Here is a 24,435-nt window from a genome sequence, read left to right as displayed (position 1 = left end):
TGCGGCTCCGCCCGCGCTCCACTCGGGTGTGTTGTCCCGAGCCGCGCCGAGCAGCCCCAACCCGCCGGCCGCCGATACAGCTCCGGCGAGCGCGCCGCCCGCGCGACCACCCATGGGCGCCCCGAGAACCGGGATTTCGATTCCGAACTCTCGGGACAACCAGGTGGTGACCATGCGCTCCTACTTCTTGGGCTTCTCGCCGACCGATTCCGACGTCAAGGCCGCCACGAATGCTTCCTGCGGCACCTCGACGCGACCGATGGTCTTCATGCGCTTCTTGCCTTCCTTCTGCTTCTCGAGCAGCTTGCGCTTACGGCTGATGTCGCCGCCGTAGCACTTGGCAAGAACGTCCTTGCGGATTGCGCGAATGTTCTCGCGCGAGATGATCTTCGCGCCGATCGCGGCCTGGATCGGAACCTCGAACTGCTGGCGAGGAATCAGCTCACGAAGCTTCGACGTCATGCGTCCGCCGTAAGCGCCGGCGTTGGAACGGTGCACGATCGAGGAGAACGCGTCGACGGCCTCGCCCTGCAGCAGGATGTCGACCTTCACCAGATCGGCCTGCTGCTCACCGGCCTCCTCGTAATCGAGGCTGGCATAACCCTTGGTGCGGGACTTGAGGGCGTCGAAGAAGTCGAACATGATCTCGCCCATGGGCAGTTCGTAGCGCAGTTCGACGCGAGTCTCGGAGAGGTAGTCCATGCCGCCGAGCTCACCGCGACGGGACTGGCACAGCTCCATGATGGCGCCGACGTACTCACTCGGGGCGATGACGGTGCATTTGGCGACGGGCTCGTAGACCTCGCGAACCTTGCCTTCCGGCCAGTACGACGGGTTGGTGACGATGACCTCGGCCCCGTCCTCCATCACGACGCGGTAGACGACGTTGGGCGCGGTGGAAATCAGTTCGAGGCCGAACTCACGCTCGAGGCGGTCGCGGGTGATCTCCATGTGGAGCAGGCCGAGGAAGCCGCAGCGGAAGCCGAATCCGAGGGCAACCGACGTCTCGGGTTCATACGCCAGCGCCGCGTCGTTGAGACGGAGCTTGTCGAGGGCATCGCGCAGCACGGGGTAGTCCGAGCCGTCCATCGGGTAGAGGCCCGAGTAGACCATCGGCTTGGGATCGCGGTAGCCGACCAGCGGTTCGGTCGCGCCGTTGCGGGTGGTGGTGACGGTGTCACCGACGCGCGACTGGCGGACATCCTTCACACCCGTGATGAGGTAGCCCACCTCGCCGACGCCCAGACCGATACTGGCCTTCGGCTCGGGCGAGATGATGCCGACCTCGAGCAGTTCGTGTGTGGTGCCCGTGGACATCATCGTGATCTTCTCGCGGGGACGGATCCGACCGTCGACCACACGCACGTAGGTGACCACGCCGCGGTAGGCGTCGTAGACGGAGTCGAAGATCATCGCGCGGGCGGGACCGTCAGCATCGCCGACAGGCGCAGGTACCTGCTTGATGACCTCGTCGAGCAGTTCCTTGACGCCCATGCCGGTCTTACCCGAGACGCGCAGGACATCACCGGGCTCGCAGCCCGTGATGTGCGCGATCTCTTCGGCATAGCGGTCGGGATCCGCGGCCGGGAGGTCGATCTTGTTGAGGACGGGAATGATCTTGAGATCCTTCTCCATCGCCAGGTAGAGGTTCGCCAGCGTCTGAGCTTCGATGCCCTGAGCAGCGTCGACCAGCAGAATTGCACCCTCACATGCTTCGAGCGCGCGGGAGACCTCGTACGTGAAGTCGACGTGGCCGGGTGTGTCGATGAGGTGGAGGACGAACTCTTCGCCGTCGACGGTCCAGGGCAGACGAACGTTCTGAGCCTTGATGGTGATGCCGCGTTCACGCTCGATGTCCATGCGGTCCAGGTACTGCGCACGCATCGCCCGCTCTTCGACCACACCGGTGAGCTGAAGCATGCGATCTGCCAGCGTCGACTTACCGTGGTCGATGTGCGCGATGATGCAGAAGTTCCGGATCTGCGCAGGATCCGTGAACGTCTTGTCGGCGAAGCTGCTGATGGGAGACCCCTTAGTCGGACCGGCACCGGCCCGGATCCGGGCCACTGTCAACCCTCAGGATATCCAAGTCTCGGCGCCGCCGTACCAGGGGTTCCCACGGGTGGGTGATTATGCTCGAACGCTATGGCAAGCATGTGGAAGCAGATCGGCAGAACCCTCGGCGCCCTCGCGGTGGAGAAGGGCCCTGCGTTGCTGCGCCAGCTGCAGTCGTCCACGTCCCAGTCGTCTGCCTCGAAGCCGGGTCCGACCGGCCGCCCGATCGCCACGCGAACGTCTCCGACCGCACATCGCGCCCGCAAGGTCGAGTACTCCCCCGACCTCGACGGCAAGGCCGATCCGGGCGAGATCGTCTGGACCTGGGTTGCCTACGAGGAGGATCCGACCCAGGGCAAAGACCGCCCGGTGCTGGTTGTCGGCCGCGACGGCGACACGCTGCTCGGCCTGATGTTGTCTTCGCAGAGTAAACGCGAGGGTGAGCGCGATTGGCTCGCAATCGGTTCGGGTCCATGGGACGGCGAGGGAAGGCCCAGCTGGGTCCGGCTCGACCGGGTGCTCGACGTTCCCGAGAGCGGGATCCGGCGCGAGGGCGCCGTCATGGATCACAAGAAGTTCGACGCGGTCGCGGCAAAACTTCGGGCCGACTTCAGCTGGAGCTGAAGCCGACCCGGACGATGGAAACAGTGTCGATCAGCTGTCCATACGGTTGAACCGTCCGAAGAGTGCTCGATAGATGAGTGCACCGAGCGCACCGCCGATGAGCGGGAACACGATGAACAACCACACCTGGCCGAGTGCACCGTCCTGGAACGGCGCGACAGCGAGGCTTCGAGCGGGGTTGACGGAGGTGTTGTCGATCGGGATCGAGATCAGGTGAATGACGGCCAGGGTGAAGCCGATGGACACCCCGGCGAGCGGCACGTCGGAGATCTGGTCGGTCGACGCGAGAACGACGAACACGAGCAGAGCGGTCAGGAGAATCTCGATGATCATCGCGGCACCGATGCCGTAACCGTCGGAAACCACCTTTCCGAGAAGATTCTTCTCGGCAGACGGACTGTGTGCGCCCCAACCGTTTGCACCCAAACCGTCAGCAGCACGGTTGTACGCCGGGAGACTGTTGGCCACCGTGTAGATCACGACGCCTGCGACCAAGCCGCCGATCACTTGCGCGACAACGTAAATCGCCGCATTGACGGCTGAGATTCGCCCGATCACGAATTGGCCGAGAGTCACTGCTGGGTTGACGTGGCAACCGGAAATCGGTCCGATCGCATATACGAGGAACAGCAGGGTCAGGCCGAATGCGAAGGCAACTCCGAGATTGCCGACTTTCGCACCTGCAAAGACGGCAGTTCCGACTGCGGAGAACACGAGCACAAATGTTCCCACCGCTTCGGCCGCATACTTCTTCACATCCGAGATCGGTTCGATCTCAGTCAATTCCTGTGCAGTTGGAGACATATTCCCACCTTCTTCTCATCGAACGGTAGTAATGCTCACGCGCCTAGATTTGCCGGACTTTACGCAAGCCTGGTGATCTCCACAACAACTTCGAGATCTGTGGAGCGTCCACCGGAAAAGATTCCCTTCAAAGGCGGCACATCCGAATAGTCCCTTCCTATTCCGACCGAGACATGCTGTTCATTCACAGCTATCGCATTGGTCGGGTCGTATCCCCACCACGCGCCGGTCCACGCTTCGATCCACGCGTGCGATTCGCCGACCACCGTGTCCCCGACTGCCGCATCACGTTTGGGGTGGAGATAGCCGGAAACGTATCGACACGGTATCCCCATCGTTCGAAGCAATACCAAGGTCAGATGCGCATAGTCCTGGCAGACGCCTTTCCGTGCCGACCACGCCTCGACCGCCGACGTATGCACTCCGGTCGTACCCGGCACATATGACATTTCACCGTAAACCCATTGCGACGCAGCCACTACTGCATCTTCAGGTGATTTATCTTTGCGCAATTCCTTGGCAATTGTCGCCAGCTTACGATCACGCGGAACATATCTCGTGAAACTCAGTTGTTCGTTGAATCGATCTTTAATCGCGTTTCCCGACAATTCATCCCAGTCGACGGTTTCCTCGGGCTGAACGAACGGTTCCGTCTCGACCACCGACAGTCCGGTCACTTCGAGTTCCGTATGCGGGGCGTGCAAGTCGAAGGCGGTCACCGCGGTGCCCCAGTAATCGGTGTATCGGTAGGAACGCGTTGCCGGCTGGGTTTCGACGCGCGTGAGTATCACCGTCTGCCTGGTGTCGCCGCGAGGTGTCAATCGCGCTTCGTTGTACGACGACGTCACCGGGGCGTCGTACGCATATCCCGTGGTGTGCACGACCCTCATCCGCCAGCTCACAGCTCTCCCTCCACCGTCGACTCCGCATACGCGGCGCCGGCATCCGTCCACGCGACCCACGGCGCAGCGTGGAAGTACTGCAATGCAATTGCCTCACCCAGTTCGCGGCAGGTCTCCTGCCAACCGAGCAACCGTCCCTGCAGATCCTCGAGCAACACGCCCTGCGGCAGGAACTCGAGTTCGCTGCGTGCGCGGCCCAGAAGCCTCGGCGCCTCCGCCCGGATTCCGACGCGACTGCCCGGCTGCGGGTCGAGCTCCTGCAGGCACTTCTCGGCCTGCCTGATCGAGTGGAACACCGAGCGCGGAAAGAGCCTGTCCAACAAGATGAACTCGACGACGCGATTGGCGTCGAGCGCTCCGCGATACGTACGCAGATACGTGTCATGTGCGCCCGCCGAGCGAAGAACGCTGACCCATGCCGGCGACGACGGGCGGTCACCGGCGCGCGCCAGAAGCATCCGCACGATCATGTCGACACGTTCGATCGACCTGCCCAGCAGAAGGAACCGATAGCCGTCGTCGCGACTGAGCGTGGAATCCGCCAGGCCCGCGAACATCGCTGCGCGTTCCTCCACATAGCGGAAGAACTCGTGTGGCCCCAGCCTGCGTGAGGCACGTTCACGCTCGGCCAGTCCGTTGTACGTGGTGTTCAGGCACTCCCACATCTCACTCGACGTGACCTCACGCGCCCCGCGAGCATTCTCACGAGCACTTGCCAGCGAGTCCACGATCGAACCAACCTGGTTGCGGCTGAACGCAACCAGATCGGTGAGCGAGCGCACGTCGAGCTTGCCCTCCGGCGCCTCGATGCCGAGGACACGCAGGAGCAGACGCGACGTGCGGTCCGGGTCGACGGTGGCGTCGTCGAGCAATTGATGGACGGCGACGTCGAGGATCCGAGCAGTGTCGTCGGCGCGCTCGACGTAGCGGCCGATCCAGTAGAGGGACTCTGCGTTGCGAGCAAGCATCGGTCACCACGCTCCGTTCACTGATAGTTCTTGGTAGCTGGGCACTTCCGAGGTGTTCACTGTTGCTGCTGCTGTTGTTGCTGCGAGGTGCTCAGTTCGGGACCCTGCACCGGCTCCGCGGATTCCGGGGGCTCGGACACCAGTTCCTCGCCTGACAACTCTGGGTCTTCGTCAGAGGTGCGACTCGCAAGCACCCACGTGTCCTTGCTTCCGCCGCCCTGGCTGGAGTTGACCACCAGCGAACCTTCCGGAAGTGCCACCCGGGTCAGGCCGCCGGGCAACACCCACACGTCCTCACCGTCGTTGACGGCAAAGGGCCGCAAGTCCACGTGGCGCGGCGAGAGAACATCGTCGATCTTGGTCGGCACCGTGGACAACTGCACGAGTGGCTGCGCAATCCACCCGCGCGGGTCTGCCTTGATCTTGCGGGTGATCGCGGCCAGTTCCTTGGGGCTCGCGTCGGGTCCGAAGACGATTCCGTAGCCGCCGGACCCTTCCACCGGCTTGATGACCAGTTCGGCGACGCGGTCGAGGACTTGCTCGCACTCCTCGTCCAACCAACAGCGGAACGTGTCGACGTTCTGCAAGAGCGGCTTCTCACCGAGGTAGTAGTCGATGATCTGCGGAACGTAGGTATAGACGAGTTTGTCGTCACCGACTCCGTTGCCGACGGCGCTCGAGATCACCACGTTGCCCGCCCGCGCCGCATTCAGTAGGCCTGCGACGCCGAGAATCGAATCCGGACGGAAGTGCATCGGGTCGAGATACTCGTCGTCGATGCGGCGATAGATGACGTCGACCTGGCGCTCGCCTTCCGTCGTGCGCATGTACACCATGTTGTCGCGGCAGAACAGGTCGCGACCTTCGACGAGTTCCACACCCATCTGACGAGCGAGCAACGAATGCTCGAAATAGGCGGAATTGGCGATACCCGGTGTGAGAACAACCACTGTCGGGTCCGCTTCGTTGAGTGCAGCACCCGCACGCAGCGCCCTCAGCAGGTGTGTTGCGTAATCACCGACCGCCCGCACCTTGTGGGACATGAACAGATCCGGGAACACCCGAGTCATGGTGCGACGGTTTTCCATCACATAGGAGACACCGGACGGAGATCGCAGATTGTCCTCGAGGACTCGGAACTCTCCCGCCTCGTCTCGGACCAGGTCGATACCCGCGACGTGAATTCGCACACCGTTGGGCGGCACGATGCCGGCCGCTTCACGGTGGAAGTGCTCGCACGAGGTCACCAAGCGGCGCGGCAACACGTGATCGCGCAGGATTCGCTGCTCGCCGTAAATGTCCGCGAGGAACAACTCGAGCGCCTTCACTCGCTGCTTGATGCCCTTTTCAAGCCGCGACCACTCCTGCGCGGCGATGACGCGCGGCACCAGATCCAACGGAAACGGTCGCTCCTGCCCGGACAGCGAGAACGTCACGCCCTGGTCGATGAATGCGCGTCCGAGTGCGTCGGCACGCGCGGCAAGGTCGGCGCTGCTCGTCGGCGCCAGGGCTTTGTACACACCCTTGTACGGACCACGCACCGAGCCGTCGGGCTCGAACATCTCGTCGAAAGCCAACTCGTAGCGACCGATGTCTGAATATCCGTCGAACACTGCGGCAGGACGCGCTCGGGTGGTGGTCGAACCTGTTTTACTCGAACTTTTCGAAGGCGGCGGCGTCATAGGGCAACATGCTGCTACAAGTGGGGCTATTCGGCAGCGCGGCGAGAAATCGGGCGCTCGGTGTACCCTTCTCGACAGACGCAACGTGCGACGGTTTGGGTTCTTGGGCCCTCGGCTGGTAATCTTGCCAGTCGGTGCATCAGTGCGCCCACAGCTTTCTCGACCGTAACCAGCTAAAGACGACAAGGATTTTACGCGTGGCCAACATCAAGTCCCAGGTGAAGCGAATCCGTACCAACGAGGCGGCCCGACTCCGTAACCAGTCGGTGAAGTCCTCGCTGCGTACCGCGATCCGTTCATTCCGCGAGGCTGCGGCAGCCGGTGACAAGGACAAGGCCAACGAGCTCCTCGTCTCCACCAGCCGCAAGCTCGACAAGGCAGCCAGCAAGGGCGTCATTCACGCCAACCAGGCTGCCAACAAGAAGTCTGCACTCTCGCAGGCTGCCAACAAGCTCTGACGTTTCCACTGTGACGGTTCGCCGTCACACTGGTTCGTCTCGATAGCCGCCAGGTCGAAAGACCAGGCGGCTATTTTGCGTATTCAATCGGGTCAGTGCGAAGACCCGCCATCCATGTCTTGCAGCGAATATGTGGAGCGGGCTGCAACCATCTGATGATGGCGATCAACGGGCACGGGAAGCGCCCTCGCAGCTGGTTGTTCACGACTGTCTTCTGGGCGGTCGTCGCTTTCGGCGTAGTGGCCGCCCTGGGAAATCCCTCGTTGGTGGGAATCATTGACGGTTGCAGTCGTCGGAGGTGCCGCAAGCTACGGATGGTGTAGGCGCAGGCAACGTAGCGAATTCCGGATCTTCTTCGGCGTGATGTGTTCACTCGTTGCGATTCTGGCGTTTCTCGCCGTTGGACGAGCGGTACTCACCACCGTGAAGGTGCCGGTGGACAGCATCGGCCAAGAAACCATTGCCTGCGGCAGTGTGGTGAATCCGGTGTCGCACGACTCACTACGGGTGACCGACATCAGAACAGGTGAACCAACGACACGGCCTCAGGCCATTCCGCATACTCAGTTGGAGCAAGCCTGCGTGAAACGCCTCGACTACCGGGCGGGCGAGGCCACGGCCGCCACTGTCGTCGGACTACTTCTGGCCGGACGCGCAGTAGGCCACGTTGTACTCAGTTCTTCCGCAACGCGCACACTTTCCGCACTGCCATCTCCAGGGCGAAGGACGAGTCGACTGCGGCACCCTTCACGTCGGCGTTGAGGGCAGCGACGATCTGCATCGCAGCGCCGATCGACGTGGGATCCCAGCCGCCGACCTCCTTGATCGCCTTCTTGACCTTCCACGGCGGCATTCCGAGATCCGACGCCAACCGGAACGGGTCACCGCCCCGTGCAAACGGGCCGACCTTCGCGATGGTGTGGACTGCGTCGGCGAGGGCATCCGCGAGCAGAACATGGGCTGTTCCGATCTGATCTGCCCATCGGAGCGCCTCGAGCGCACCCCGGGTATCGCCGACGATGACTTTGTCGGCCACGTCGAATCCGGAAACCTCGGCCTTGCCCGAGTAATACTTGTGGACCGCATCGACGTCGATCTTGCCGCCCGTATCTGCCGCCAATTGCGAGCAGGCCGACGCGAGTTCGCGGAGGTTGGAGCCGACGCTTTCGATCATCGCGGCGATCGCATCTGGCGCAACCCTGACGTCTGCGGTCCGGAACTCACCCCGGACGAAGTCGACAAGCTGACTCTTGTTCAGTTTTCCGCAGTTGTGAACCGTCGCGCCGAGCTTCTCGAGGGCCGGAGCCAACGCTTTCGCGCGACCGCCGCCCGAGTGCACGACGATCAGAACCACACCTTCTGCCGGCTCGCGTGCAGCCTCCAGGACAAGCGCTACGGCATCTTTGCCTGCTTCTGCAGCCGATTCCAGGACGATCACACGGTCTTCGGCAAAAAGAGAAGGGCTGAGCAACTCGGCCAACTCGGGAGCATTGGTGTCGCCCGCACGCATCTTGGTCACCGGGAGATCCGAAATACCCTGGCCGCGGTCACCGCGGACGGCTCTGATGAGCTGCGATACCGTGCGGTCGATCAGGAACTCGTCGTCCCCGAGAACAAGATGCAGCGGATCGACTCCAGACGGATTACTCACCCGAAGATGGTCCCACGAGGAACCGACACGATCGACACAGACCCGCCGCCCCCGCCGTACACAGCGACGGTGCCGTCGACGTCGGTCCGAACCACCGCCCCGCCCAATGAATCCAGTTCATCGAGAACCTCCGCATTCGGGTGCCCGAAACTGTTGCCGACGCCGACGCTGATCATCGTCAACCTCGGACGCACCGCTTCCAGAAATGCCGACGACGTGGTCCGAGAACCGTGATGGGGCAGCTTCAACACATCGGCCTTCACGTCCGCTCCCGATCGGAGGATCGCCTCCTCCCCCGCAACTTCGGCGTCGCCCGTCAACAGAATTCGACCCGCGCCCGTGTGCGCCATCACCACCAGCGACTGATCGTTGGCTGCATCTGCGGCACCGACGGAATCGCGGGGAGCTGGAACCAACGGACCGAGAACCTCCACGTTCACCGATCCCAACGTCAACTCCATACCTGCGAGCAACGAGACAACCGGAACGGCCTGCGAGTCGGCGGCATCCTTCACCGCCCGAAAACCTGACTCCGGCAACAACATCGACCCGACTCCGATCGCAGCGACCGAACGCCCACTCAGGACTGCTTCCAATCCACCGATGTGATCGGCATGAAAATGACTGATCACCAGCAACGCGATGTCGTTGACGTCCAACATGTTCAGGCAACGATCCATCGACGTGGGATCAGGACCGACATCGATCACGATCACCCTGCCGTCTCCAGTCGAGAGCACAAGACCGTCCCCCTGACCGACGTCGCACATCACCAGTGCCCACCCCGGAGCAATACGGCCACCCCCGAACACGTGCTGAAAGATCAGGGCCAGAACAACTCCCAGAACGAGAACGCCGAGCACCCATCTCGAAATCCGATTCCACAGCGTCAGGGTCGTCGCCAGTAGGACTCCCACGACGACGAGGGCACCGATGAGTCCTGACGGCACTACCACCGACGCTCCGGGAAGCGCCGCCGCCCGCTCGGACACGCACAGCAGCCACCCCATCGGCGGCCGCACCAATGGCGCGACGAACACCGCGATCGGTGGACAGATCAGCGCACACAAGGCAATCACCGCACCGAACACCGTGATGATTCCGATCACCGGCGCCACCGCCATGTTCGCGGCAATCGTGACCACGCTGAAGGTTCCCGCCATGGCGCCCACCAACGGTGCAGTCACGACAAACGCAGCACCCGAGACAGCTGTCATCTCCGAAAACCAACGGGGCCAGCCTCTTCGGCGAAGCACGTCCACCCACACCGGAGCAATGATCACCAGCGCGCCCGTCGCAGTAGTCGACAGCGCAAATCCCCAGTCGACGGCCAGCTCGGGCCTCACGACTACCAGAACGATGACGGCGGCGGCAAGCGCAGGCAGCGCCTGTTTGCGCCGACCAGTGACCAGACTGAGCAGGCCTACCAAGCCCATCACCGACGCGCGTAGAACACTCGGCGACGGCCTCGCGACGACAACAAAGGCAACGAGGGCTACCACCGCCAAAGCGGCGCCGACCCGTGGACTGAGCGCCGCGGCTCTGACCAACAGCAGAACGGCCCCGAGCAGAATGCTGATGTTGGCGCCGGACACCGCGGTGAGATGGGAAAGTCCGGCAACGGTGAAGTTGTCCTTCACCACCGGCGACAGCGCCGACGTGTCTCCGACGACGAGGCCAGGCAGCAGACCCGCCTGATCCGGCGGGAGTGCAGCCGAGCACGCAGCCGCGAAACGAATGCGCACCACACTTGCCCATCGCTGATACCAGGGCACTTCTCCCACCGCGACGGGAGGCCCTTCGGACGTGATCACGGCGAGCGTGGAATCGCTACGCCATGGCTGACTCGCCCGGCCACGAACCGTGAGGCTCTGCCCTGGAACAACTTCGAGCCACGACGAACTGGGCGCCCGGATGGTGACCAAGCCGCCTCCGGAGTACCTGCGGTTCTGGGCAGTCACCGAATTGACGGTTGCCCTGAAGACGACCTGACCTTGACCCACCGCGCCGGAGACCGCGTGCGGATCCTCCGAGGGTTCCACTTCGACACTCACCCAAGCTCCCTCGAGAGAAGCTCGGGTCAGTGGGTGCCTCTCCGCCTCGGACGCCCGCCACCCGCCGACGGCACTACACCCGGCACCGAACAGCAATGCAACCAACATGATTCGTACCCACCCCGCTGATGTCCGGCGCACAACCACGTAAGTGAGGAGTGCCGCTGGAACCGCACACGCCACCGCCAGTACCCACGCGGCGACCGGGCCGAACAGGATCCCCACCGCACTGCTCCCCCACACCGCGACGGCAGACGGAAGCAGTCGAGCGTCGAGGACCGGCGAGGCTTCCGGTTCGTTCACACCGACACCAGCACTCGCAATTTGGCCAACCTTGCCGGGCCGATCCCGTCGACTTCCCCCAATTGTTCTATGTCCGTGAATTTTCCGTTGGATGTGCGCCAGGAGATGATCGCCGCAGCCGTTACCGGCCCTACCCCGGGAAGCTCGTCCAGTTCGGCCTCGGTGGCGGTATTGAGGTTCACCAGCCCAGCCCCGCCGGATTCCCCCGTAGCTGCGGGGCTGGTCCCTCCTGCAGTGGTACTCGAAGAAACACCACCGGACTGATCGGCCGCACCAACCACGATCTGATCGCCGTCGACAAGTTTCTGAGCCAGATTCAGGCCCACCGTCTCCGCTCCGTCGAGCACGCCACCTGCCGCAGCAAGCGCGTCGGCGATGCGCGAGCCCGAATGAAGATTGACAAGCCCAGGCGTGCGCACGAGCCCGACGACACTGACCACCACAGCCTCGGGCGGCTGCTCTGCCACGACGCCGGTCGGTACAGGACTGGCTGATTCACCATCGCCGGCAGTCACATTCTTCTCCGTGACATTCTGGGGCGAGGGCAACGTTGGGACCGCCTGCATGCTCGGAGAATCCCACCACACGGCGAACAAGCCGATTCCCGTGGCCAGAACTGCAACGATCGCCAACACCCAGGTCGCCGACCGACTCGGGCGCCAACGTGTACCGCGCCAATGTTCGGGCAATCGGTCGAACCGTGACGAGTCGGGCTGAGCGTCGTAGTCGTCCTCGTCGAAGTCCCGAAGCCACTCGGGGGACCTCTCGAAAGACCCTGAATCCTCGAATTCGTCGACGGCCGGTCGCTGCCGGTAGTTTCCGTCCATCGCCGCGAGGCGATCACGCGCCCGCTCGCGCTCCTCGCTGATCCTCATGACTGGACGCTAACGAGAGACCTCGCCACCGAAGACGATGAATTTCGACCTGTGGAGAACTCGGGGATTGTGGAGAAACGATCAGGTGTTCGCGTCGATCTCCGGCAACGGGCACACCACAACACCGATCGCGCCGACGCCGACGTGCGCTCCGATAACCGCGCTGAAGTCGGTAACCACGGATTCCGCTACATCGGGAATGCGCTCGGCCAACTGTTCCGCTATCCCGTCGGCACGCTCTCGTGCTCGCATGTGATGCACGGCTATCGCCACGCGGCCGAGACCGGCGCGCTCGACTGCCGAATCAACCAAGCGTGCAAGCGCTTTGGTGGTGGTGCGCGTTTTTTCGCCGAGCACGAGTTTGCCGTCCACCAGATGCAGGATCGGCTTCATCGCCAATGCAGTACCCAGCAACGCAGCGGCGGTTCCGATTCGTCCGCCCCGACGCAATTGATCAAGTTTGTCGACGACGATGTAGCAGCGCCCACGGCTGGCGACGTCGACCGCCCGGCCGTACGCCTCTTCGAGTGAAGCGCCCTTCTCGGCCAAGCGTGCAGCTTCGAGAGCCGGATAGCCCAAACCCATACCGGCGGACTGTGAATCGACGATCCGGACGGCGCCACCGAATTCCTGGGCTGCGACTCGTCCGGCTTCCCACGTTCCCGACAGTTGACGTGAAATGTGAACGGCGAGAACGCCGTCACCGTCGCTCATGTCCAGGGCGCGTGCATACGCTTCGGACAACTCGGCGGGCGACGCTCCGGCCGTTGTCACTCCCGACAGGTCGCTCGGCATTGCGTCGACGCCCTCTCGCAAGTCGCAACCGTCACGGAGCACGTGGAGCGGAACAACCTGAATGCCACATGCGTCGGCCGACTCCTGCGGGATGCAGGCGGAGGAATCCGTGACGACGACGACCGGCATTCTGCTACCCGACTTCGCTCGGCGGTGCTACCAGTTCCGGCGAAACCACTTTCTGCGCCTCGACCCCGCGAATCGCAGCGATCATCGCGCGGGCTACGCCGAGGTGACCGTCCCAACCCCAGTGAATGCCGTCAGGATTGCCGTTCTCGGAAAAGACGTTGTCACGCACTGCATCTGCAAGGTCGACTACGGGAACGTCTTTCTCCGTAGCCCACTCGGTGATCGCGGACACGGCGGCCGGCCGGCCGGCATGCACGCTCGCGTAGGCATCGCTGCGATGCACTGACGGCAAGGTCGCGATCATCGGCAGTTCCGGCCGCATGTACTCCAACGCATTTCGCGAGCTTTCCAGATACTCGACGCTCAGCTTGGGCGGAAGTGCGACCGGGCGGCCCAGAGGTGCAAGCCGCGGCTGCAGCCACTGATAACCCTCGCGCACCACGCGTCGAAGCGCGGGTGGCCGAACGTAGCGGATGGTCTCGCGGAGCGCGGTAGGCAGCGGAGACGGTAGCGAGTCCATACCGCCGACCGCGAACACGACGGCGCCTGCCCGCGGCACCGCCGCCCACACACGAGGATCCTGAGTCAGTGCCCACCACGCATCGCGGCACGTCCAGCCGATACGGGCGACCAACTCGACGTCCCAGCCGAGTTCGTCGGCCACGATGTTGGGCCAGATGCGTGGATGATCTGCCGCGAGGCCGCCTTTGGGGCCGAAATACGACAGCGAATCCGCGAGTACGAGGAGGACGGGGCGCTGCCCGTCGGCACTTTCAGAGGACGTCATTTGCGACACTCGCAGAAGCATTCCATACGTCGAGTCGCCACTCGATCGACTTGACGTCACCATGTCCACTGAGTTGCACCCAACTGGTGTTTCCCAATCCGCCGAGGACGGCCCAGCGATCGACGGGTAGGTCGAGCAATGCCGCTGTCAGTGCCGCGATCAAGCCTCCGTGCGCCACCAGAACCACGGGCCGCTCGGCCCAGTCCGGGTGCGTGTCGAGCAATTCGTGAACTACGGGGAGGCTGCGATTCGCGACGTCGATTCGGCTTTCGCCGCCGGGCGGCGCCAACGTGGCATCCGCTCGCCACGCAGATCGCACACCGGGAGTGCGCTCGTCGACGTCATGATGAGTCAGGCCCTGCCATTCCCCCAGGTGTGTCTCACGCAGACGCGTGTCGGTGAGGACCGGAAGTCCGGCGGAATCACCGACAGCGACGGCCGTGAAGTACGCCCGACGCAGATCCGAGGACACGATCGTCAACGGCCTGCGATCGGCGATCACCGGACCTGCACTCTTGGCCTGCGTGCGTCCCAACTCCGACAGGTCGGTGTCGAGTTGCCCCTGCATCCGAGAGTCGGCGTTGTATTCGGTCTGTCCGTGACGCAGCAGGATGAGCCGGCGGACAGGGTTCGACGCCGCACTGGGCGCCGACGAAGTCACAGCGAGGGATCCTGCGCGTCCGGCTCGGAAACCGTGTCGGTCTCGAACACCGTGTTGGCGTCGGCGGGGCCGGGACGGTTCTGTCCGAGGCCTTCGACCTCGACCGTCGGGCAGTCCTTCCACAGTCGATCGAGAGCGTAGAAGTTGCGCTCCTCGTCATGCTGGACGTGGATGACGATGTCGGCGTAGTCGAGCAGTGCCCAGCGGCCCTCGCGGGTGCCTTCCCGGCGGACCGGCTTGTGTCCCGCTTCGCGGAGACGGTCTTCGATGTTCTCGACAATCGAGTTGACCTGACGCTCGTTCGTCGCAGATGCGATGACGAAGCAGTCCGTGATGACCAGCTGTTCGGACACATCGAGCACCACCACTTCGGTGGCCAGCTTCTCGTCGGCTGCCAAGGCCGCGATGCGTGCCATGTCGATGGCTTCGGTGTTTGCGCTCACTCGATGTTCTCCAGTTTCGTCTTCAGAAAGTACTTGTTGTGCTCGGCTAGCTCGATTCGGCGCCCGGGACGGCTTCCGACTTCCCCGGTGCGGGCTCCGACATCGTTGTAGCTCCGTCGCGGCGCTCCGCGTCGACAGGTCGATACAGGTTCCGCTTCGAGATGTACTGCACCACTCCGTCCGGCACCAGGTACCAGACGGGGCGGTCTTCACTTGCCCGACGCCGACATTCGGTCGACGAAATGGCAAGTGCCGGAATCTCTATCAACGTGACCGCGTCGGCGGGCATGGTGTCGAGGTGACCGGCCAGGTGCTCTGCATTGAGATCGAAACCCGGTCGCGATACCCCGACGAACTTCGCCAATGCGAACAACTCTTCCCAATCTTGCCAGGAAAGGATGCTGGCCAGCGCATCGGCACCGGTGATGAAGAAGAGTTCGGCGTCAGGGTGGTAGGCCCGGAGGTCTCGCAGCGTGTCCACGGTGTACGTCACTTTTTCACGGTCGACGTCGACCCGAGAGACGGAAAACCGCGGGTTGGAGGCGGTGGCGATGACCGTCATGAGGTACCGGTCCTCGGCAGGACTGACGCCCTTCCCCTGCTTCTGCCAGGGCCGCCCGGTGGGGACGAAGATCACTTCGTCGAGTCCGAACCGGTCGGCGACCTCACTGGCCGCAACGAGGTGGCCATGGTGAATGGGGTCGAAGGTGCCACCCATCACTCCTAGGCGTCGAGCACGTTCCACCGATAGTCCCTTCTGCACGAGTGTCGAGCTTACGGGTCAGACCGGCAGCAGACGGGACACGACGTCGGCAAGCTGCTGGGCCGAGCGGCACTCGTGCATGCTGATGACCTCGTTGTAGACCTTCGCCGCGGAGTCACCCGTTCCCCATTGCCCCTTCGGCTCGGGGTTGAGCCAGTGCGCGTGCTTGGCTACTGCCACCATCTGCGACAGCGACTGAAGGTTGGGATCGCGGTAGTTGTTGCGACCGTCGCCGAGTACCAGTAGCGACGTGCGACTGGTGATCGACTGCGCGAACTTCTCCTGGAACACTCCGAAGGCGTGTCCGTAGTCTGAGTGGCCGTCGTAGGTGATCAGTTCGGCCTCACGCACCATCCGTGACATCGCTGATCCGAGGTCTGCGTTCGAGTCGAAGAACCGCGTGACCTCGTCGGTCGTGTCGATGAACGCGAACACCCGCACGCGCGAGAACTGCTCACGCAAAGCGTTCACGAGCAGCAGAGTGAAATGGCTGAACCCCGCCACCGAGCCGGATACGTCACACATCACCACAAGTTCGGGCCGCGCCCGCTTCGGCTTGCGCTGCACCAGATCGATCGGCACTCCGCCCGTCGACATGGACTTGCGCAACGTACGACGTAGGTCGATCGAACCCGCGCGAGAGCGGCTGCGACGCACGGCGAGACGACTGGCCAACAAGCGAGCCAGGGGTGCGACGTTCTTCTTCAGCGTGGTGAGTTCGGCATCGGACGCTCGCAAGAAGTCGACTTCCTCGGCGAGTTTCGGAACGCCGTACGTGGCGACCCGCTCCTTGCCCAAATTCTCGGCTGTGCGTCGACGCGTTTCCTTCTCGACCATCTTGCGGAAGTCCGCGATGCGCTGCGCTGCCGTGCGCTTGGCGACCTCGGACTGATAGTCGGAGTTGTCCTTGCCCTCTGACCCGGAACCCTCCTGGTTGCCGAGCAGGCCCTGCAGGATCTTGTTGAGCAACGTCTCCGGGGCGACGTCACGCAGCGCCTGATAGGCGGAGAACGACGGGCCGTTACTCGACTGGTACTGCCCGAGTTCCTCGACCATCGCGGCGGTCAGGAGTTCGGTCATCTCCATCGCCTCGTCACTGCCGTCTGTCAGCAGTTCGGCAATGAGCTCACGCAAGGCCTGCAGGTCGATCGAGCCGTCTGGCTTGCGCGGCAGTGTGACGTCGACGTCGCCGACCGCACGGTCACCGATCGCCTTGGGGAACCACAGGTCGAAGACGGCGTCGAACGTCGCCCGGTGGGTCGGCCTGCGCAGGAGCGAGCATGCCAGCCCTTCACGAAGCGCTTCACGATCGAGCAGGTCGAGAACAGACATGACCTGACCGGCGTCGACTGTCTCGGACGGGCCGACCATGATTCCGCGTCGTCGCAAAGCCTCGACAAAATCGACGAGGTGACCGGGAATCCCGTGCGGCGCTGCCAGGCCGCCAGGTGAGAGCGGCGACGTCGATGCTGCGGGAGCCATGTCAGACCTCAGTTCAGCCGAAGTTCAGCGGCGGCACGCACCTGGTCCGACTGGTGCTTGAGGATCACGCCGAGCGTGGCGCGAACGGCATCGTCGTCGAGAGTGTCCATGCCCAGAGCAAGAAGGGTGCGTCCCCAGTCGATGGTCTCGGATACCGAAGGGACCTTCTTGAGCTGCATTCCGCGAAGAACACGAATGGTGTTGACCAGCTGCTCGGCAATCGCTTCAGGAAGCTCCGGCACACGGCTTGCGAGGATGCGACGCTCGAGGTCGGCGTCCGGGAAGTCGAGATGCAGGAAGAGGCAACGACGCTTCAGAGCCTCCGAGAGTTCGCGAGTGGCATTCGAGGTCAACACCGTGAACGGCTTGCGGGTGGCGGTAATGGTTCCGAGCTCGGGGATCGTGACCGCGAAGTCGCTGAGCACTTCGAGGAGCAGACCTTCGATCTCGACGTCTGCCTTGTCCGTCTCGTCGATCAACAGCACCGTCGGGTCCTCGCGGCGAATGGCCTTGAGCAGTGGACGTGCGAGCAGGAACTCCTCCGAGAAGACATCCGCCTTCGTCGAATCCCAGCTGTGGTCGACCGCGACATCACCCCTCGCTCCGCTCGCCCCGCCCGACTGAATCCGAAGAATCTGCTTCGCGTGGTTCCACTCGTAGAGTGCACGAGCCTCGTCGACGCCCTCGTAGCACTGCAGACGCACCAGTTCTGCGCCCGTGGTCTGGGCGACTGCGCGGGCGAGTTCCGTCTTTCCGACACCGGCCGGGCCCTCGATGAGCAGCGGCTTGCCCAGACGATCGGCCAGGAAGACTGCCGTCGCGGTGGCCTTGTCGGACAGATAGCCGGTTTCGGCCAGCCGTTCGATCACGTCGTCGACGGTCGAGAAGAACGGCGTCGTGTCGGGAAGTGCTCGGTCCACGGTTAACTCCTTGAGAGGTGGGGCAAGTCTGGTGAACTTTTCAGGCGGGTCGGGTGTGCCCGTCGCCCCAGACGATCCACTTGGTGGACGTCAGTTCCGGTAGCCCCATGGGGCCACGCGCATGCAGTTTCTGGGTGGAGATGCCGATCTCGGCGCCGAACCCGAACTGCTCACCGTCGGTGAAGGCAGTCGACGCATTGACCATCACTGCCGCAGCGTCGACTCGAGCGGTGAACTCGCGGGCAGCCGAGAGATCGGACGTCACGATGGCTTCGGTGTGGCCGGTCCCGTACTGGTCGATGTGCTCGACGGCAGCGTCCAAGTCCTTGACGACCTTGAGGGCGACGTCGAGGGTGAGGTATTCCTTCGACCAGTCGTCCTCGGTCGCGGGAACCAGTCCCGGCAGATCACCGTGCACGACGACGTCGTGCATCTGGAGCGCTTGGAGCAGCTTCGGCACGGCCGTCTCGGCAATAGCGGCGTCGACCAGCACCGTCTCTGCCGTGTTGCACACACTGGGCCGACGGGTTTTGGAGTTGAGAAGAATCTTCTCGGCCATCAGTAGATCGGCGGCCGAGTGAACATAGACGTGGCAATTACCGACACCGGTCTCGATGGTGGGCACGGTGGCATCACGCACGACGGCGCTGATGAGGCCGGCGCCACCGCGCGGGATGACGACGTCGACGAGGCCACGGGCCTGAATCAAATGAGTGACCGTGGAGCGATCCGCACTCGGCAGAAGTTGAACGGAATCCTCGGGCAGTCCCTGATCAACCAACGACGCACGCAGAGCCGCCACCAACGCTTCGTTGGACTTGACCGCCGAGGACGAACCACGAAGCAGCGCAGCATTTCCCGATTTGAGGGTGAGCCCGAAGGCATCGACGGTCACGTTGGGACGAGCCTCGTACACCATGCCGACGACACCGAGCGGAACGCGCTGCTGCCGTAGTTCCAGACCGTTAGGCAGAGTGGAGCCGCGAAGAACTTCGCCGATCGGATCGGGTAGTCCGGCAACCTGACGCAAACCCGACGCGATGCCCTCGATCCGGTCAGCGGTCAGACGAAGACGGTCGAGCAGCGATTCCTCGGTGCCGCCCGCCTTCGCGGTGTCGATATCGAGAGCGTTGGCCGCGAGAATCCGATCACTTGCCGCGAGTACCGCGTCGGCTGCGGCGTTGAGCGCAGCATCCTTCTGCGCGGTGGTCAGCAGAGCCAGGACGCGCGAAGCCTTGCGGGCTCGGCGTGCGGCGTCGTGCACGACGGACTTGGTGTCGGACGCGTTCGAGTCGACGGTTTCTGCGTTGGAAGTCACAGCGGTCATGAATACACATTAACCACCCACCGTGACGGCCTGCTCGGCGGAACGAGGCTGTGACCACCCGGGACCATTCCGACGGACCGCCTGCGAACATTTCGGCGGACCGCCTGCGAACATTTCGGCGGACCGCCGGGGAACAATTCCGGCGCGCGACACTGTTGCACCCACCGACCTTCTTCTTCGAGTCAGGAGCCATCCGTGAGTGTGTTGTTCGAGCCTTTGACCCTGCGCGGCGTCACCATCCCGAACCGCGTCTGGATGGCACCGATGTGCCAGTACTCCGCTGACGTCATCGGCGACCAGGTCGGAGTGCCCAACGAGTGGCATCGCACGCATCTGGTGAGCCGTGCAATCGGCGGCACCGGCCTGATTCTCACCGAGGCGACGGCCGTCAATCCCGAAGGCCGCATATCGGCAGCTGATCTGGGGATCTGGAACGACACGCAGGCGCAAGCCTTCGCCGAGATCAACGCGCAACTCGCGTACTTCGGCGCAGTGCCCGGAATTCAGCTGGCCCACGCCGGACGCAAAGCGTCGACGCAGGTTCCGTGGCGCGGCGGCAAGAGTCTGCCCGCCGACGACCGACTCTCGTGGCAGACGGTTGCCCCGAGCGCGGTTCCGTTCGGTCACCTTGCCGATCCGGTCGAGCTCACCACGGAGGGCATCGAGAAGGTCGTCGCGGACTTCGCAGCGGCGGCTACCCGCGCATTGAAGGCCGAATTCAAGGTCGTGGAAATTCACGCGGCCCACGGATACCTGATCCATCAGTTCCTCTCCCCCGAGAGCAACAAGCGAACGGACCGCTACGGAGGCAGCTTCGAGAACCGCATCCGATTGCTCCTCGAAATCCTGAGCGCAGTCCGCGAGGTGTGGCCGGCCGAGCTACCGCTCTTCGTCCGGGTCTCGGCGACCGATTGGCTGACGGAAGAGCGTGGGCTCGAGGTCGACAGCTGGACCGCGGATCAGACCGTTGCCCTCGCCAACATCCTCTCCGACTACGGCGTCGATCTCGTCGACGTGTCCACCGGCGGTAATTCACCGGCGGCCAAGATTCCGGTGGAGCCGGGATACCAGGTTCCGTTCGCCCGTCGCCTGCAGAACGAGAGCCTGCTACCGGCCGCCGCCGTCGGCCTCATCACCGAACCCGAACAGGCCGAGAAGATCGTCGAAGACGGAAGCGCAGTGGCGGTGCTCCTCGGCCGCGAACTGTTGCGTGATCCCTACTGGGCGCGCCGGGCGGCCCGTGAACTGAACGCCGAGGTAGGACCGCATATCCCGTCGCAGTACGCCCGCGCCTTCTAGCCCGAAAATCGGCTCCCGCGCACAACTTTGATAGCGTAAGCGTCTTACTTGCCGGTAGTCCGGAGCCCTGTGGGCTCCGGACACTGCCGCGGGCCAGAGCCGTGCGACGGGGGTCGCAACGAGCCACAGGGCACGCGGACGCTCGATTTCCCGACCGGCTCATCGGCGAGTGGGCAACGAAAAGATGCGTGCATCAGGTACGTGCCCCGCTCGGTTCGATGATTGCGCTGGGGAGCGCATGTCATGACTACACCAGAGAACTCGATAAGCGCTCTCGAAGTGGCCGAATCACCCGATGTCTGCGTCACCGACAATGCGTCCGTCAAGCGCGCTGTCAAGGCAACGATGCTCGGAAATGCCATGGAGTGGTTCGATTTCGGCGTTTACGCATATCTAGCTACCACTATAGGAAAAGTGTTCTTCCCGGACGCGAGCGGCAGCGCTCAACTCCTCTCTACCTTTGCAATTTTTGCGGCAGCCTTCATCGTCCGCCCACTCGGCGGATTGTTCTTCGGTCCACTCGGTGACCGCATCGGACGCAAGAAAGTCCTGGCCACCACCATCATTCTGATGGCGGGCAGCACCTTCGCCATCGGCCTCATCCCGAGCTACGAATCCATCGGTATCGCCGCCCCGATCCTGCTGGTACTCCTACGCCTACTGCAGGGCTTTTCCACCGGCGGCGAATACGGCGGAGCCAGTACGTTCGTCGCCGAATACGCACCGGACAAGCGCCGCGGTTTCTTCGCCAGCTTCCTCGAATTCGGGACTCTGGCAGGATATGTGGCGGCAGCGGGCATCGTGACGATCATCCAGACCGTCGTCAGTTCCGAGGACCTACTCCAGTGGGGCTGGCGCATCCCCTTCCTCATTGCCGGACCTCTGGGTCTCATCGGCCTGTACCTCCGTCTGCGTTTGGAGGAAACCCCCGCATTCCAGATGATGGAGCAGGCCGAAGAGCGCTCCCTCGCAGATGAATCCACAGGCAAGAAACTACGCGAAACTCTCGTCGACAACTGGCGTCCGCTTGTTCTGTGCATCGTCCTGGTGGCCACGTACAACATCGCTCACTACGGACTGCTCAGCTACATGCCGACGTATCTGACCAACACGTTGGGTTACGACGAATCCCACGGACTCGTTCTGATGATCATCGTCATGATCGTGATGATGATGGGAATCAGCTACGTCGGAAAGTTCTCGGACCGCGTCGGGCGTAAACCCTTGCTGCTCAGCGGTTTCATCGGATTCTTCGTCCTGTCCCTGCCTGCCTACCTTCTGATCGGCGTCGGCAACTACGTGACGGTCTTCCTGGGACTCGCAATTCTCGGCGGCTTGCTCCTGCTGTTCGTCGGTGTGTTCCCGTCCGTGCTTCCCGCACTGTTTCCGACCGGAATCAGGTACGGCGGCTTGGCAATCGGATACAACCTCGCGGTCTCCATCTTCGGCGGGACCACTCCCCTGGTGCTCACCGCCCTCGAAAGTGCAACGGGCAGCAACTTGGTCGCACCGATGTACATGATGATCGCCGCCGTGATCGGCGGTATCGCAGTCCTGATGATCCCCGAGACCGCACGCAAGCCACTCGACGGCTCTCCGCCCTCCGTCGCCACCGACGAGGAAGCACGTCGGATCATCCGCAAGGTTCGTCGAAAGAGAATGAAGGCCGATAACCTCGAGGTATGAGCACGCCTCGAATCGTCGTCGTCGGCAGTATCAACATGGATCTGACCACGTCAGTGTCCAGATTCCCAGCTCCGGGAGAAACGCTGCTCGGCACTGCCTTTGCCACCGCGGCGGGAGGCAAAGGCAGCAACCAGGCCATCGCCGCCGCGAAGGCCGGTGGGGACGTGTCGTTCGTCGGCGCGGTCGGCGACGACGGTTTCGGCACCCAATTGCGCGAGACCCTGCAAGACGCCGGGGTCGACACCGCGTTGCTTCGTAGTGTCGACGACCCGAGCGGCGTTGCCGCCATCACCGTGAGCGAGGACGCGGAGAACAACATCATCGTCGTCCCGGGCGCCAATTCCTCGGTCACCTCGTTGTCCGAAGTAGACCTCGACGCGATCGCACACGCCGACGTTCTCCTGTGCCAACTCGAAATACCCCTCGACACGGTCACCACAGCGGCCCGGCACGCGCGTGCCAACGGAACAACTGTCATCCTCAATCCTTCACCGGTACAAGACCTTCCGGGCGCCCTGATCGAGTCTGTCGACATCCTGATCGTCAACCAGACCGAGTCGGAGCAGTTGGCCGCGGTCACCGGTCGCGTCCGATACCTCGTCACGACGCTCGGGGCCGGCGGCGCGGATCTCCGGTCGGGCGAGGAGACAATCCACGCCGACTCCCCGGCCGTGACACCCGTGGATACAACTGGCGCAGGCGATGCTTTCACCGGCGCCTTCGCCGTGGAGTGGGTGCAGGGCCAGGACCGCGCCCTGCAGTTCGCTGCCACGGCGGGAAGTCTGGCGACGACGGTCCGCGGCGCGTCGGTGTCGTCACCCACTCGCGCTGCGATCGAAAAAGTCCTGAACCGACAGCTTGACTCTGACACCGTGTGAGGTCGTAAACCTGTAGGTATCGGGTTTGTGAGAGAGAAACGGGGCGAGCAAGGATGTTGAGCATCGGAGACTTCGCGAGAGCAGGTCGTGTGTCGGTGCGCATGCTCCGCCACTACGACGCCATCGGTCTGCTCAGACCCGCGAGGGTCGACGCATCCACCGGGTATCGCTCGTACACCGCGGGCCAGTTGGCGCTGCTCAACCGCATCGTCGCTCTCAAGGAGTTGGGCCTGACTCTGGCCCAGGTCCAGCAAGTGGTGGAGTCAGCGGTCACCGTCGACGAGATCCGCGGGATGCTCACGCTTCGCCGAGCAGAACTCGAAACCCGAATCCAGGAAGACACCGCGCGACTGGCGCATGTACAGGCGCGCCTACGGATCATCGAAAGTGAGGGACAGATGTCCGCATACGAGGTTGTGATCAAGTCAGTTCCGGCGCTGCGGGTCGCGGAGTTGACCGGTAGCGCCAAGACGATGGATCCGTCGTCGATCGGCCCGGTGGTTCGCGGGTTGTACGAGCGCCTTTGTACCGGTTTGGATCGTGCCGGTATCGCCGCGATCGGACCCGCTGTCGCTTACTACGAGGATGCCGGTGACGACGAGAACGTCGTCGTCCATGCGGCGCTACCGGTAGACGCGAATCCCGATGGCGACTACGAGTTCGCTGTGGTGGACCTGCGGGCCGAAGAGCACGTGGCCTCGCTGCTGCACAAGGGTTCGATGGACAACTGCCTGCCCGCTTATCAGGCGTTGGCCCAATGGATCGACGCAGCGGGATACCGCAATGCCGGCCCCAGCCGTGAGGTGACGCTGGCGTGCCCGGAGGATGTCGACGGCTGGGTCACCGAACTGCAGGAACCTGTTGCCAAGGCCTGAAGCCCGCACGTGTC

Annotated in this window: 23 protein-coding genes; 6 read left to right on the top strand and 17 right to left on the bottom strand. The window is 63.3% G+C overall.

Annotated elements, in window-relative coordinates; translation table 11 throughout:
- Nucleotides 1-174, bottom strand: a 174-nt coding sequence (locus tag YH3_RS23410; RefSeq protein ID WP_193777182.1) for a nitronate monooxygenase, incomplete at its 3' end; no start/stop codon positions are given.
- A gap of 6 nt (nucleotides 175-180) precedes the next feature.
- Nucleotides 181-2,073 carry a translation elongation factor 4 gene (gene lepA, locus YH3_RS23405; RefSeq protein ID WP_003944564.1) on the bottom strand — a complete coding sequence of 631 codons (1,893 nt, stop codon included), beginning with the start codon at nucleotides 2,071-2,073 and terminating at the stop codon, nucleotides 181-183.
- A gap of 72 nt (nucleotides 2,074-2,145) precedes the next feature.
- Here lepA and YH3_RS23400 point away from each other — a divergent pair, with 72 nt between their 5' ends.
- Complete coding sequence (locus tag YH3_RS23400) at nucleotides 2,146-2,679, top strand: type II toxin-antitoxin system PemK/MazF family toxin (RefSeq protein ID WP_064444114.1); 534 nt, start codon at nucleotides 2,146-2,148, stop codon at nucleotides 2,677-2,679.
- Between the two features lie 30 nt (nucleotides 2,680-2,709).
- On the opposite strand, the gene YH3_RS23395 is transcribed toward YH3_RS23400, so the two are convergent.
- From YH3_RS23395 to YH3_RS23380, 4 genes are read right to left on the bottom strand one after another with little or no spacing between them, the layout of a single operon-like run.
- The gene (locus YH3_RS23395; RefSeq protein ID WP_030536621.1) at nucleotides 2,710-3,483 is read right to left on the bottom strand and encodes an aquaporin; all 774 of its coding nucleotides are present in this window, start codon (nucleotides 3,481-3,483) and stop codon (nucleotides 2,710-2,712) included.
- A gap of 59 nt (nucleotides 3,484-3,542) precedes the next feature.
- Nucleotides 3,543-4,373: a transglutaminase family protein gene (locus YH3_RS23390; protein WP_007731033.1), complete on the bottom strand. Its 831-nt coding sequence runs from the start codon at nucleotides 4,371-4,373 to the stop codon at nucleotides 3,543-3,545.
- Between the two features lie 8 nt (nucleotides 4,374-4,381).
- Entirely contained in the window at nucleotides 4,382-5,353 is a 972-nt protein-coding gene (locus tag YH3_RS23385; protein WP_003944483.1) for an alpha-E domain-containing protein, read from the bottom strand.
- Nucleotides 5,354-5,409: 56 nt separating this feature from the next.
- Complete coding sequence (locus YH3_RS23380; protein ID WP_003944471.1) at nucleotides 5,410-7,035, bottom strand: circularly permuted type 2 ATP-grasp protein; 1,626 nt, start codon at nucleotides 7,033-7,035, stop codon at nucleotides 5,410-5,412.
- Nucleotides 7,036-7,232: 197 nt separating this feature from the next.
- Between YH3_RS23380 and rpsT the strand changes: the two genes are divergently transcribed.
- Nucleotides 7,233-7,493 (top strand): 30S ribosomal protein S20, encoded by a 261-nt coding sequence (gene rpsT, locus YH3_RS23375; protein WP_003944567.1) that lies wholly within the window; start codon nucleotides 7,233-7,235, stop codon nucleotides 7,491-7,493.
- 673 nt (nucleotides 7,494-8,166) lie between these two features.
- Here rpsT and holA read toward each other — a convergent pair.
- The 11 genes from holA to YH3_RS23310 all read right to left on the bottom strand — a co-directional run bounded on the left by holA (nucleotide 8,167) and on the right by YH3_RS23310 (nucleotide 19,683).
- Nucleotides 8,167-9,144: a DNA polymerase III subunit delta gene (gene holA, locus YH3_RS23360; RefSeq protein WP_003944476.1), complete on the bottom strand. Its 978-nt coding sequence runs from the start codon at nucleotides 9,142-9,144 to the stop codon at nucleotides 8,167-8,169.
- Nucleotides 9,141-11,501 carry a ComEC/Rec2 family competence protein gene (locus YH3_RS23355; protein WP_064444112.1) on the bottom strand — a complete coding sequence of 787 codons (2,361 nt, stop codon included), beginning with the start codon at nucleotides 11,499-11,501 and terminating at the stop codon, nucleotides 9,141-9,143. The genes holA and YH3_RS23355 overlap by 4 nt, the downstream gene beginning before the upstream one ends.
- Complete coding sequence (locus YH3_RS23350; protein ID WP_050654644.1) at nucleotides 11,498-12,376, bottom strand: ComEA family DNA-binding protein; 879 nt, start codon at nucleotides 12,374-12,376, stop codon at nucleotides 11,498-11,500. The genes YH3_RS23355 and YH3_RS23350 overlap by 4 nt, the downstream gene beginning before the upstream one ends.
- 81 nt (nucleotides 12,377-12,457) lie before the next feature.
- Nucleotides 12,458-13,300: a DegV family protein gene (locus YH3_RS23345; protein WP_050654643.1), complete on the bottom strand. Its 843-nt coding sequence runs from the start codon at nucleotides 13,298-13,300 to the stop codon at nucleotides 12,458-12,460.
- A 4-nt stretch (nucleotides 13,301-13,304) separates the two neighbouring features.
- The gene (octT, locus tag YH3_RS23340) at nucleotides 13,305-14,087 is read right to left on the bottom strand and encodes a diglucosylglycerate octanoyltransferase (RefSeq protein WP_042924057.1); all 783 of its coding nucleotides are present in this window, start codon (nucleotides 14,085-14,087) and stop codon (nucleotides 13,305-13,307) included.
- Nucleotides 14,074-14,748, bottom strand: coding sequence for a histidine phosphatase family protein (locus tag YH3_RS23335; RefSeq protein WP_064444111.1), 675 nt, complete (start codon nucleotides 14,746-14,748; stop codon nucleotides 14,074-14,076). The genes octT and YH3_RS23335 overlap by 14 nt, the downstream gene beginning before the upstream one ends.
- Nucleotides 14,745-15,191, bottom strand: a complete 447-nt coding sequence (gene rsfS / locus YH3_RS23330) for a ribosome silencing factor (RefSeq protein ID WP_064074807.1) — start codon at nucleotides 15,189-15,191, stop codon at nucleotides 14,745-14,747. Before rsfS ends, YH3_RS23335 begins: the two co-directional genes overlap by 4 nt.
- A gap of 46 nt (nucleotides 15,192-15,237) precedes the next feature.
- Nucleotides 15,238-15,954 (bottom strand): nicotinate-nucleotide adenylyltransferase, encoded by a 717-nt coding sequence (nadD, locus tag YH3_RS23325; protein WP_003944462.1) that lies wholly within the window; start codon nucleotides 15,952-15,954, stop codon nucleotides 15,238-15,240.
- Between the two features lie 18 nt (nucleotides 15,955-15,972).
- Entirely contained in the window at nucleotides 15,973-17,436 is a 1,464-nt protein-coding gene (locus tag YH3_RS23320; protein WP_007731020.1) for a VWA domain-containing protein, read from the bottom strand.
- Nucleotides 17,437-17,444: 8 nt separating this feature from the next.
- Complete coding sequence (locus tag YH3_RS23315) at nucleotides 17,445-18,356, bottom strand: MoxR family ATPase (protein ID WP_003944506.1); 912 nt, start codon at nucleotides 18,354-18,356, stop codon at nucleotides 17,445-17,447.
- 40 nt (nucleotides 18,357-18,396) lie between these two features.
- Nucleotides 18,397-19,683, bottom strand: coding sequence for a glutamate-5-semialdehyde dehydrogenase (locus YH3_RS23310; protein WP_058039397.1), 1,287 nt, complete (start codon nucleotides 19,681-19,683; stop codon nucleotides 18,397-18,399).
- A 195-nt stretch (nucleotides 19,684-19,878) separates the two neighbouring features.
- Between YH3_RS23310 and YH3_RS23305 the strand changes: the two genes are divergently transcribed.
- The 4 genes from YH3_RS23305 (at nucleotide 19,879) to YH3_RS23290 (ending at nucleotide 24,421) form a co-directional block, all read left to right on the top strand.
- The gene (locus YH3_RS23305) at nucleotides 19,879-20,982 is read left to right on the top strand and encodes an NADH:flavin oxidoreductase/NADH oxidase (RefSeq protein ID WP_042924054.1); all 1,104 of its coding nucleotides are present in this window, start codon (nucleotides 19,879-19,881) and stop codon (nucleotides 20,980-20,982) included.
- Nucleotides 20,983-21,225: 243 nt separating this feature from the next.
- A complete protein-coding gene (locus YH3_RS23300; protein WP_064444110.1) occupies nucleotides 21,226-22,668 on the top strand; it encodes an MFS transporter in 1,443 nt (480 codons plus the stop codon).
- Nucleotides 22,665-23,546 (top strand): ribokinase, encoded by an 882-nt coding sequence (locus YH3_RS23295; protein ID WP_064444109.1) that lies wholly within the window; start codon nucleotides 22,665-22,667, stop codon nucleotides 23,544-23,546. The genes YH3_RS23300 and YH3_RS23295 overlap by 4 nt, the downstream gene beginning before the upstream one ends.
- A 53-nt stretch (nucleotides 23,547-23,599) precedes the next feature.
- The gene (locus YH3_RS23290; protein ID WP_054187684.1) at nucleotides 23,600-24,421 is read left to right on the top strand and encodes a MerR family transcriptional regulator; all 822 of its coding nucleotides are present in this window, start codon (nucleotides 23,600-23,602) and stop codon (nucleotides 24,419-24,421) included.
- The last annotated feature ends 14 nt before the right edge of the window (nucleotides 24,422-24,435 follow it).

Origin of the sequence: Rhodococcus sp. YH3-3, from assembly GCF_001653035.1 — a bacterium.
Classification (GTDB): Bacteria; Actinomycetota; Actinomycetes; order Mycobacteriales; family Mycobacteriaceae; genus Rhodococcus_F; species Rhodococcus_F qingshengii.
Note: the sequence above shows the minus strand (reverse complement) of the source record. Positions and strands in the feature narration are given on the sequence as shown.

Excerpts from the sequence above, each read along its gene's own strand:
- YH3_RS23400 (WP_064444114.1), top strand. The coding sequence starts at position 2,146 with ATGGCAAGCATGTGGAAGCAGATCGGCAGAACCCTCGGCGCCCTCGCG.
- YH3_RS23395 (WP_030536621.1), bottom strand. The coding sequence starts at position 3,483 with ATGTCTCCAACTGCACAGGAATTGACTGAGATCGAACCGATCTCGGAT.
- YH3_RS23390 (WP_007731033.1), bottom strand. The coding sequence starts at position 4,373 with ATGAGGGTCGTGCACACCACGGGATATGCGTACGACGCCCCGGTGACG.
- YH3_RS23385 (WP_003944483.1), bottom strand. The coding sequence starts at position 5,353 with ATGCTTGCTCGCAACGCAGAGTCCCTCTACTGGATCGGCCGCTACGTC.
- YH3_RS23380 (WP_003944471.1), bottom strand. The coding sequence starts at position 7,035 with ATGACGCCGCCGCCTTCGAAAAGTTCGAGTAAAACAGGTTCGACCACC.
- YH3_RS23350 (WP_050654644.1), bottom strand. The coding sequence starts at position 12,376 with ATGAGGATCAGCGAGGAGCGCGAGCGGGCGCGTGATCGCCTCGCGGCG.
- YH3_RS23345 (WP_050654643.1), bottom strand. The coding sequence starts at position 13,300 with ATGCCGGTCGTCGTCGTCACGGATTCCTCCGCCTGCATCCCGCAGGAG.
- octT (WP_042924057.1), bottom strand. The coding sequence starts at position 14,087 with ATGACGTCCTCTGAAAGTGCCGACGGGCAGCGCCCCGTCCTCCTCGTA.
- YH3_RS23320 (WP_007731020.1), bottom strand. The coding sequence starts at position 17,436 with ATGGCTCCCGCAGCATCGACGTCGCCGCTCTCACCTGGCGGCCTGGCA.
- YH3_RS23310 (WP_058039397.1), bottom strand. The coding sequence starts at position 19,683 with ATGACCGCTGTGACTTCCAACGCAGAAACCGTCGACTCGAACGCGTCC.
- YH3_RS23300 (WP_064444110.1), top strand. The coding sequence starts at position 21,226 with ATGACTACACCAGAGAACTCGATAAGCGCTCTCGAAGTGGCCGAATCA.
- YH3_RS23295 (WP_064444109.1), top strand. The coding sequence starts at position 22,665 with ATGAGCACGCCTCGAATCGTCGTCGTCGGCAGTATCAACATGGATCTG.
- YH3_RS23290 (WP_054187684.1), top strand. The coding sequence starts at position 23,600 with ATGTTGAGCATCGGAGACTTCGCGAGAGCAGGTCGTGTGTCGGTGCGC.